Source organism: Pseudomonas sp. BN411 (assembly GCF_029871235.1).
In the GTDB taxonomy this organism is placed as follows: Bacteria; Pseudomonadota; Gammaproteobacteria; order Pseudomonadales; family Pseudomonadaceae; genus Metapseudomonas.
The window spans coordinates 72313-81305 of sequence record NZ_SSOM01000014.1; the positions used below are offsets into that span (position 1 = coordinate 72313).

Annotated in this window: 10 protein-coding genes; 6 read left to right on the forward strand and 4 right to left on the reverse strand. The window is 64.2% G+C overall.

Going from position 1 to position 8993, the window contains the following annotated elements; genetic code table 11:
* Positions 1–172: 172 nt before the first annotated feature.
* Together E8F06_RS00505 and E8F06_RS00510 are read right to left on the reverse strand one after the other, a co-directional pair.
* On the reverse strand, positions 173–352 hold the full coding sequence (locus E8F06_RS00505; protein ID WP_028626729.1) for a hypothetical protein: 180 nt from the start codon (positions 350–352) through the stop codon (positions 173–175).
* Between the two features lie 92 nt (positions 353–444).
* Entirely contained in the window at positions 445–654 is a 210-nt protein-coding gene (locus tag E8F06_RS00510) for a cold-shock protein (RefSeq protein WP_120652128.1), read from the reverse strand.
* A gap of 478 nt (positions 655–1132) precedes the next feature.
* Between E8F06_RS00510 and E8F06_RS00515 the strand changes: the two genes are divergently transcribed.
* Complete coding sequence (locus E8F06_RS00515; protein ID WP_280363122.1) at positions 1133–2206, forward strand: GGDEF domain-containing protein; 1074 nt, start codon at positions 1133–1135, stop codon at positions 2204–2206.
* Here E8F06_RS00515 and E8F06_RS00520 read toward each other — a convergent pair.
* Positions 2194–3108 carry a LysR family transcriptional regulator gene (locus E8F06_RS00520; protein ID WP_280363124.1) on the reverse strand — a complete coding sequence of 305 codons (915 nt, stop codon included), beginning with the start codon at positions 3106–3108 and terminating at the stop codon, positions 2194–2196. The genes E8F06_RS00515 and E8F06_RS00520 overlap by 13 nt on opposite strands.
* A gap of 130 nt (positions 3109–3238) precedes the next feature.
* Between E8F06_RS00520 and E8F06_RS00525 the strand changes: the two genes are divergently transcribed.
* On the forward strand, positions 3239–3997 hold the full coding sequence (locus E8F06_RS00525) for an SDR family oxidoreductase (protein WP_190832784.1): 759 nt from the start codon (positions 3239–3241) through the stop codon (positions 3995–3997).
* Between the two features lie 262 nt (positions 3998–4259).
* Positions 4260–5132, forward strand: a complete 873-nt coding sequence (locus E8F06_RS00530) for a universal stress protein (protein ID WP_280363126.1) — start codon at positions 4260–4262, stop codon at positions 5130–5132.
* A 48-nt stretch (positions 5133–5180) separates the two neighbouring features.
* On the opposite strand, the gene E8F06_RS00535 is transcribed toward E8F06_RS00530, so the two are convergent.
* Complete coding sequence (locus E8F06_RS00535) at positions 5181–5312, reverse strand: hypothetical protein (RefSeq protein ID WP_263399190.1); 132 nt, start codon at positions 5310–5312, stop codon at positions 5181–5183.
* 250 nt (positions 5313–5562) lie between these two features.
* Here E8F06_RS00535 and E8F06_RS00540 point away from each other — a divergent pair, with 250 nt between their 5' ends.
* From E8F06_RS00540 to E8F06_RS00550, 3 genes are all read left to right on the forward strand, one after another.
* Complete coding sequence (locus E8F06_RS00540; RefSeq protein ID WP_280363128.1) at positions 5563–6330, forward strand: protein phosphatase 2C domain-containing protein; 768 nt, start codon at positions 5563–5565, stop codon at positions 6328–6330.
* 4 nt (positions 6331–6334) lie between these two features.
* Positions 6335–7870: a serine/threonine-protein kinase gene (locus tag E8F06_RS00545; protein WP_280363131.1), complete on the forward strand. Its 1536-nt coding sequence runs from the start codon at positions 6335–6337 to the stop codon at positions 7868–7870.
* Positions 7871–7945: 75 nt separating this feature from the next.
* The gene (locus E8F06_RS00550) at positions 7946–8785 is read left to right on the forward strand and encodes an FHA domain-containing protein (RefSeq protein ID WP_280363135.1); all 840 of its coding nucleotides are present in this window, start codon (positions 7946–7948) and stop codon (positions 8783–8785) included.
* Positions 8786–8993 lie beyond the last annotated feature (208 nt).

Sequence of the window (8993 nt, forward strand, 5' to 3'; positions counted from 1 at the left end):
GCTGGCGCCGGGCCCCCACCGGCCGATACCCCCAGTTCCGGCCGCTGGCGGCCTGAGTGGAAGTTTAGCGTGGTGCGCCCCGTGGCAAGCGGCATCCGCCCATCGGCAGGACGGAGCGTTGGCGCCGGGCGTCAGGTCGCGTGCCTGACCGCCCGTTGGCGCCAGGAAGGTCTTACTTGTTGCCGATGCGGATGTGGCGGCTCGGCGCGACCTGGGCGCTCACGCCCTTGGCGATCTCCTGGATCTCGCCACCCTTGTTCAGGAAGGCGGCAATCTGAGCTTCCAGGGCTTCGCTGCTGGTGGTGGCTGCCGGCGGCTTGGGGGTGCTGCTGTGGGAAGTCTTGATGCGCATTTCACTTTCTCTGTACGTAGTGGCCGGGTGGGGCCATTTAAAACCACTGAAAAAAAAACCGGCCCGAAGGCCGGTTCTTTTTCGGCTCGTGCTTACAGCACTTGCACTTCGTCGGCCTGCATGCCTTTTTGGCCCTGCACGGCGATGAAGGAGACCTTCTGGCCTTCCTTCAGGCTCTTGAAGCCGGCGCTTTGGATGGAACGGTAGTGAACGAACAGATCCGGGCCGTTATCGGTGGTAATGAAGCCGAAGCCCTTTTCATCGTTGAACCACTTGACGGTACCGGTTTGGCGCTCGGACATTTGAATGTCTCCTAGAAACTGAATTATTGCTGGGCTGGATCGTTCCAGCCTGTCACTGAGTGCAGATAGTCGGCAACCGATGAAGAGGGGACCGCTAAAGTACAGACCGTTTCCCGGTGACACATGCATCACAGCGCTCGACACAATACCTGTGCTTTCGAGGAATGCCTAACCTTTTATTCGCCGGCTGTCAGTTCACCCCGCCAAAGCGCCATTGCAAGCCCTATGCAACGACTGTCCGACCAGTGGATCGTCGCTCGCAAGGGACGCGGAACCATTTTCTGGTACCGACACCCGCTACCTATGTCCCCCGGCTGAACACCATGCGCACCGGTTCGGCACCAGATGGTCCCGATATCGCTGGTGCGCGCGGCGCACCCTACAGGTGTTTTGGATCTGTGGGGGGGATTTCAATCGCGAATGAGTTCGCCCCTGCAACGGGTGAACTAGGCTCCTTGAGTCGCCATTGGAGGGCCTCATGTTCCGTACCGTCGAATCCCAGCTGTCCCGTCTGGCCGTCACCGCCGAACTCAGGGTGGAGTTCCTGCAATACGACTTCGAGCGGTTGCGCACCTTCTGCATGCTGGTGTTCAGCCTCAGCATCGCGCTCTGGTTTCTCTTCGACCTGGTGGTGAGCTTCGAGGGAGGGCAGGGCTTCACCATCAGGTCCATCTACTTCCTGGCGCTGCTCGGCGGCTTGACTTGCTGTGTGCCCTTTATTCGCAAGGCGGGGCATTTCTATCTGCTTAACCTCGCCTTCGTAATGGTCTACTGCCTGGGCGCACGGCTGGTGATCGACGGCATCCCGCTTGATCTCCAGCCGCTCTGGCTGACGCTCACCGCCTCCAGCATCATCTTCCTCGCCTCGGTACTGCCGCAGAGCAACTTCAGTTTCTTCGCAGTGCTGGTGCTGAGCTGGGTGCTCCTCAATCCCTTCTTCCACGACGTCCCGGTGCTGGAGCTCAAGGGCACGCTGATCCTGTTCTATGCACTCGTGTTCTCCACCCTGAGCGTCTACACCCATCTGCGTCTGCGCCAGGGCAAGCTGCACAACTACCTGATGGCCAAGTTGCTGATGGAGCAGGCCTATATCGATGCGTTGACCCAGATACCCAACCGCCGCGCCTTCATGACCCGCACTGCCGCGCGCCTGGAGAAGTCCGCACCCGGTCAGCGTCGTTACCTGGCCATGGTGGATATCGACTTCTTCAAGAGGATCAACGACAGCTTCGGCCATGACATCGGCGACGAAGTGCTGCAGCGGATCGCCGGGAACATCCGCGACGCGATGGGTGCTTTCGAGTTCGCCCGCCTGGGCGGTGAAGAGTTCGGTGTCTATCTCTGGGAGCTGTCGCCGGAAGAAGCCTGGCAATGCATGGACAGGTTGCTGCACGCGGTGCGTGATACGCCCTCGGCGCATCCCGCCACCGTCAGCGTCGGCCTCGCCCGGCTGGCTGATGGCGACAGCATCAACCAGGCGTTGATCAAGGCCGACCAGGCGCTCTACGAGTCCAAGCACAATGGGCGCGACCGCTGCACCTACGCGCCCTGAGGCCAGGGCGCGGCCTGTTCCCGTACCACCTGTTCCAGCCAATCCATGAAGGCCCGCACGCGCCGGGGCAGGCGTCGGTGGGCGTAGAGCAGGATGGCTTCCAGTGGCGGTGCCTGGTAGTCCGGCAGCAGGGCTACCAGCTCGCCGCTCTGCAGGTACTCGCGCACGCCATGCAGCGGCACCTGGATCAGCCCGAGCCCGCCGAGGCAGGCAGCGCTGTAGGCCTCGGCGTTGTTCACCGTCACGCTGCCGGCCATGGGCAGGAATTGCACCTTGTCGCCGGCCAGGTATTCGAACCCCGCCGGCCGGCTGCCCAGCACCGACACGTAGTGCACCAGCCGGTGCCGGGTGAGGTCCTCCAGGGTGCGCGGCACACCATGCACGGCGAGGTAGTCGCGGCTGGCGACGTTGACCATCGGAAAGCCGCCCAGGGAGCGCGCCACCAGAGAGGTGTCCAGCACCGGTCCCACCCGCAGCACCAGGTCGAAGCCCTCACGCACCAGGTCCACCCGACGGTCAGTGCTGCTGACTTCCATTTCCACACCCGGATGCCGACCGGTGAACTCGGCCAGGCGCGGCATCACCACCTTGCGTGCGAGCACCGTGGGCATGTCCACGCGGATGCGGCCAGCCAAGGCGGTAGCGTCTTCGCGGAACAGACCTTCCAGCTCGTCCATCTGTGCCAGCAGTTCTCGGCTGCGCTCGTAGAACAGCAGGCCGTCCTGGGTCGCCTGCACCCGTCGCGTGGTGCGTTGCAGCAATCGCGCGCCCAGCAGGTCCTCCAGGGCTTGTATCTGGTCCGACACGGTGGAGCGGGGCAGGCCGAGGCTGTCGGCGGCCTGCGTGAAACTTGACAGCTCGCTGACCCGTACGAAGGTTTTCAGTAGCTCCAGCTTGTTCATCCGTGTGGCGCCTCCCTCCGGATTGTTCGATTGAGCCGATCAGTGCTTCCGAGATCAGCATATTTATCGCATATGAACCGGACAATAAGCTCCTCACCACTTCCCACCCACTGCATCCAGGAGCACAGCAATGACCCGCAAGATCGCACTCATCACCGGCGCCAGCCGCGGCCTCGGCAAAAGCATGGCGCAGCACCTGGCGGCCCAGGGCATCGACATCATCGGCACCTACCACAGCAAGCTGGAGGACGCCGAATCCCTCAGCCGCGAGATCATGGACCTCGGCGGTCACGCCGCCATGCTGCAGCTGGATGTGAGCAAGAGCGCCACCTTCGACGGCTTTGCCGCCAGCCTGGCGCGCCTGCTGAAGAATGAATTCGGCCGTGACAGCTTCGACTTCCTGGTGAACAACGCCGGCATCGGCATCCACGCGAGCTTCGCCGAAACCACCGAAGAGCAGTTCGACCAACTGGTGAACGTCCAGCTCAAGGGACCGTTCTTCCTCACCCAGAAACTGCTGCCGCTGATCGCCGATGGCGGCCGCATTCTCAACATTTCCACAGGCCTGGCCCGCTTCGCCCTGCCGGGCTATGCCGCCTACGCGGCGATGAAGGGCGGCATCGAAGTGCTGACTCGCTACCAGGCCAAGGAGCTGGGCGCGCGGGGAATTTCGGTGAACGTGCTGGCACCCGGCGCCATCGAGACCGATTTTGGTGGTGGGGTGGTGCGTGACAACTCCCAGGTCAATGCCTTCATCGCCAGCAACACCGCACTGGGGCGCGTCGGCCTGCCGGAAGACATCGGCGCCGCAGTGGCCATGCTGCTCTCCGATGCTGGCCGCTGGATCAACGGCCAGCGCGTGGAAGCGTCGGGCGGGATGTTCCTGTAACGCCGCTGGCCAGGGATGGCCGGCAAGCCCGGATGCGGCCCGGGGCGTGCCATGCGCCTTTATTCCTCCAGTAGCGCGACTTAGCACCAATCGGGCTTTACCGTGCGATGACCTGCCTTGCCCAGGCCAGCCTGGTGGCCATACTCCTTGCCTGATCCCATTTTTCCGAAGGCACGCGTCCCCCGACGGCTGGGGACCTGTGCCGCGTTAAAACAAGAAAGGCCCGCCCGCAATCGCATTTCAGCAAAGGAGGACGATTGCCATGCGCTCGATCGCGAAGATTCTCGTCGTCATTCCCGCCGAACCTGGCTCCCCGGCCCTTGAACGGGGGCTGCAACTCGCCCAGAAGCTCGGCGCTAACCTTCACCTGCTGCTCTGTGACCCGAACGATGGCTCCTCCGGGCTGCTCGACCAGTACCTGGTCGGCTTGCTGCGGGCGGGCGTACGTGCCCGTGGCGAAGTGGCGCGGGTGGCTTTCGAGCGGGCCAGCAGTCAGGTCCTGGAGGTCTGTCGGTCCCAGGAATGCGACCTGGTGATCAAGCAGCACCGTCCGTCCGGGCGGTTGAGCCAGCTATTGATGACCCCTGACGACTGGCACCTGCTGCGGCAGGTGCCCACGCCGCTGTTCCTGATCCGCAGCAGCCTGACCTGGGAAGGCGGCACCATCCTCGCCGGCATGGACGTCGAGCATCAGGACGAGGCGCACGTGGCGCTGCAAGGCAGCGTGATCGAGCACGCCAACTTCCTCTGTGACCTGTTCGAAGCCGATCTGCATGTGGTCAGCGCCTATTCCTCCACGCGTTTGCCCCAGGCCGACCCGGAGCAGACCTTTGGCCAGGTCGCCGCGCGTCATTGCCAGGAGCAATGCCGCTGGTTCATGGAGGAATACGAGCTGCCCGAGCATCGCCTGCACGTCGGCGAAGGGCCGGCCAGGGACCTGATTCCGCGGGTCGCCCACGAGTTCGAGGCAGCACTGACTGTGCTGGGCACGGTCGCCCGTCAGGGAGTGGTCGGTGCGCTGGTGGGTAATACGGCCGAAGCCGTGCTCGATCGCCTGGAAGGCGATCTGCTGGTGCTCAAGCCGAACGCCGCATCGCTGGATGACGTGGTGCCCAGCGGCCATCGCGCGGCCTGAAAGACAACGCCCTCCGTCGAGGAGGGCGTTTTCATGTTACCGGGCGTCTCAAGGATTCGGTGCATGGCTGCCGAGCAGGCCAGCGCCGGATTTCTTGCTGCGCTTGGCCATGCGTTTTTCCTGGAGGGTTTTCTGAGGCTTTTTCTTCGCCTCGCGTTTTGAATCGAGACCTTTGCTCATGGCGGTGACCTCCGCGAGAGGGTGAATGGGTCAGCGCATCCCTGCCTTGAAGCGCTCAATGGCCATTACCACCTCCTGGGCTGCACGAGCCTGTGGTTTGCGAATCCGATGCACTCAGCATAGCCCCACTGCGGCTGGTCGCACGGCCGGGCAATTCCTCGACTGCTTAACACTTCATGCGCCAGGCAGTGACAGCGCCGGGTGGTCGCCGCATCATGCAAGGTCATCGCTGGACTGAAGTAGGAACCCCATGTCCGAGCTCCTGGGATACGCCGCGCAGTCAATTACCGGTTGCGTGCGTGAACACAACGAAGATGCGCTGCTCTGCGCCCCCGAGCTGGGGCTTTGGGCTGTGGCCGACGGTATGGGCGGCCACCTGCGCGGCGAAGTGGCCAGCGCGGTGGCGGTAGCGACCCTGCGCGAGGCCGTGGCGGCCGGGCAGGGCCTCGACAGTGCCGTGCAGGCGGCTCATGAAGCGGTGATCGCAGCGGCGTCGGGTTCCGGTATGGGCACTACCCTGGTCGCGGTGAGGTTCGACGGGGCGGCATTCGACCTGGCCTGGGCCGGCGATAGTCGCGCCTACCGGGTGAGCGCTGGCGACATCGTCCGCCTGAGCCACGACCACAGCCTGGTGCAAGCACTAATAGATGCCGGCCAATTGAGCCCGAAGCAGGCGCGCCGCCATCCCCAGCGCAACGTGGTAACCCAGTGCCTCGGCCAGGAACACCAAGCCCTGGATGTCGGCCACATGCAGGGCCGGCTGGCCCCCGGCGAGCTGTTGTTGCTCTGCAGCGACGGCCTCAGCGGCGAACTGGAGGATGGACAGATCCAGACCCAGTGCGCCGGCGCCGACACCCTCGACGAGCTGGTAACGCGCTTGCTGCAGCAAGCCTGCGATGCCGGCGGTCGGGACAATATCTCCTGTATCGTCATCGGCCTTGTGTCGCCGGAAACCTCTTCGGTGGCAAACAGGTCCAATTCGTTCCTGAGCCGGTTGCTCAAATCCCGTAGACCCTGAACCCATGACCGACAATCTTCTCGATATCCCCGGCTACCTCGTGCACGGACGCCTGGGCAAGGGCGGGATGGCCGAGGTTTACCTCGCCACCCAGGAATCCCTCAACCGCAAGGTGGCGGTGAAGGTGCTGGACAGGCTGGACGACGAAGCCTTCATCGACCGCTTCTTCAGGGAAGCGCGCATGCTCGCGTCCCTGCGCCATCCGTCCATCGTCACCATCCACGACATCGACCGCCTGCCCGACGGCCGGCCCTATCTCGCCATGGAGTTCCTCTCCGGTGGCGACCTCGGCCGCTACAAGGGCCAGGTGCTGGAGCCTCTGGAAGCGCTGCGCATTGTCCGGCAGATCGCCGGGGCCCTGGCAGTGGTGCACGACAAGGGGTTGGTACACCGCGACATCAAACCGGCCAACATCCTCTTCCGCGACGATGGCACGGCGGTGCTCACCGATTTCGGCATCGCCAAGGACCTGGAACTGGACACCGAACTGACCCAGTTCAACGTCGCCGTCGGCAGCCCGGCGTACAGCAGCCCCGAGCAGGCCCAGTGCCAGCCGCTGGATGCGCGCAGCGACATCTACAGCCTGGGCGTGATCCTGCTGGAGCTGCTGACCGGCGAGAACCCCTACCGTGGCGCCAACTACGCCGAAACCGTGCTCAACCACGTGCAGATGGACCCGCCGCTGCTGCGCCGCGGCCTGTCCGATTATCAGCATGTGATCGACCGAATGCTGGCCAAGGAGCCGGACGAGCGCTTCGCCGATTGCCGCGTGTTGCTGGAGAGCCTGACCGAGCTGAGCGACCTCGATCTCGACTTCACCCGCATCGCGCCGGTCGCGCAGGTGGACGGAGGAAAGCTGAAGCCGAAGCCGAAAACGGCGGCCTCGAGCCGCTTGCGTGGCCTGCTCTGGGGCCTGGCCGGCCTGACGCTGCTGGTGGTTTCCGCCGGCGGTGGCTACTACGTCGTGCTGCGGATGAAGATCGCTGACCTGCTGGAGCTGGGCGAGCAGCGCCTGGTCGAAGGCAAGCTGGTGGAGCCGGCGGCGGACAATGCCGACTTCTATTTCCACGAGGTGCTGCGCCTGGACAACGACAACGCCCAGGCTGGCGACGGCCTGCAGCGGGTGCTTGCCGCGCGTGTGGCCAATATCCTCGCGCTGGCCGAACAGCGCCTGGCCGAGGACAACCTGCTGCAGCCGGACCAGGACAATGCGGTGTTCTACTTCCAGCAGGTGCTCACCCTGGCGCCGGGTAACGAGCAGGCGCTGGCCGGTCTGGAAAGGGTGGCGCAGCGCTTCGTCGAGCACAGCGAAGCGGCATACGGCCGTCGCGAGTTCGCCCTGGCGCTGGAGTACATAGACGCCGGCCTGCAGGTGGCGCCGACGAACCCGACCCTGCTTGAGCTCCGTGCCGTCCACGAGCAGCGGGTGAAAAAGGCCACGCGTGCCTCCACGACCCGGCAGGCCAGGCCGCAGCAGCAGGCGAGGCAGCAGGAAGAGAGCAACCCCATCAAGAAATTCTGGAACCGCCTCTTCAATTAACTGCCAACTCCAGCAAGGTCAAAGTTGCAGGCACATGGCTATCATTGGCCTGTGCCCTGCCTCCAAGGACCCCACATGCTCAGGATTCACTTCGCCGATAACCGCCAGGCCCCCATCTGGCTAGTGGACGAACGCTTCACCATCGGCCAGGACAGCCGCAACAGCCTGGTCCTGACGGAACCGGAGATCAGCCTGTTCCACGCGGAAATCCGCCAGGATCACGGCCAGTACTACCTGAGCGATTGCGGCAGCCCCGGCGGCACCTTCGTCAATGACGAACGTGTCGGCGCGCGCTTCCAGCTGCGTTCCGACGACCGTGTGCGCATCGGCAACCTCGAACTCCTGCTGGTGGACCCGGCCAAGGCGCGGCCAAAGGCCGAAGCGTCGGCGCGCTGGTTCCTGCAGGTGATCAAGGGCGAGCACGAGGGGCAGAAGATTCACGTCACCGGCTCCATGAGCTTTGGCCGATCGGTGAAATGCGAGCTGTGCTTCAGCGACCAGGAGCTGTCGCGTCGTCACTGCGAGTTCTTCCTCAAGGACGACGTGCTGGAGGTCAAGGACCTGGCGTCGGCCAACGGTGTGTTCGTCAACCAACAGAAGGTGAACACCGCCGTGCTCCAGCCCGGCGACCAGGTCCGCATGGGCTCGGTCACCCTGCTGGTGATCGGCCCCAAGGTGACGGCCCCCCAGGCAGTGGACGAAGACGCCACGCTGTTCATGCCTGCCGTCCAGTTACCCAAAGCGTCCGTGCCGCGTCCGGCCTCTCGTCAGCCAGTAGCCAACCCGTTGCGGGCGGCGCAGAAGAACGCCGCTCCGGTTGAAACGCCGCGGCAATCGCCAAACAAGGTGCTGATCGGCGTGTTGCTGCTGGCCGTGGCCGCAGCGGCTGCCTTCGCCGGCAAGACGATGCTATAGGGGCGATTTCCTTCGCCAAAGGCTGCGCAGCAGCCCCGTAGGTTGGTCCGAGCGCAACGAGGCCCAACGATTCCGGCATCGGCTACGAAACGTTGGGTTTCGTTCCTCTACCCAACCTACGAGAACTCCGGGGGTGAACTCCTTCGCCAAGGGCCGCGCAGCAGCCCCGTAGGTTGGTCCGAGCGCAACGAGGCCCAACGATTCCGGC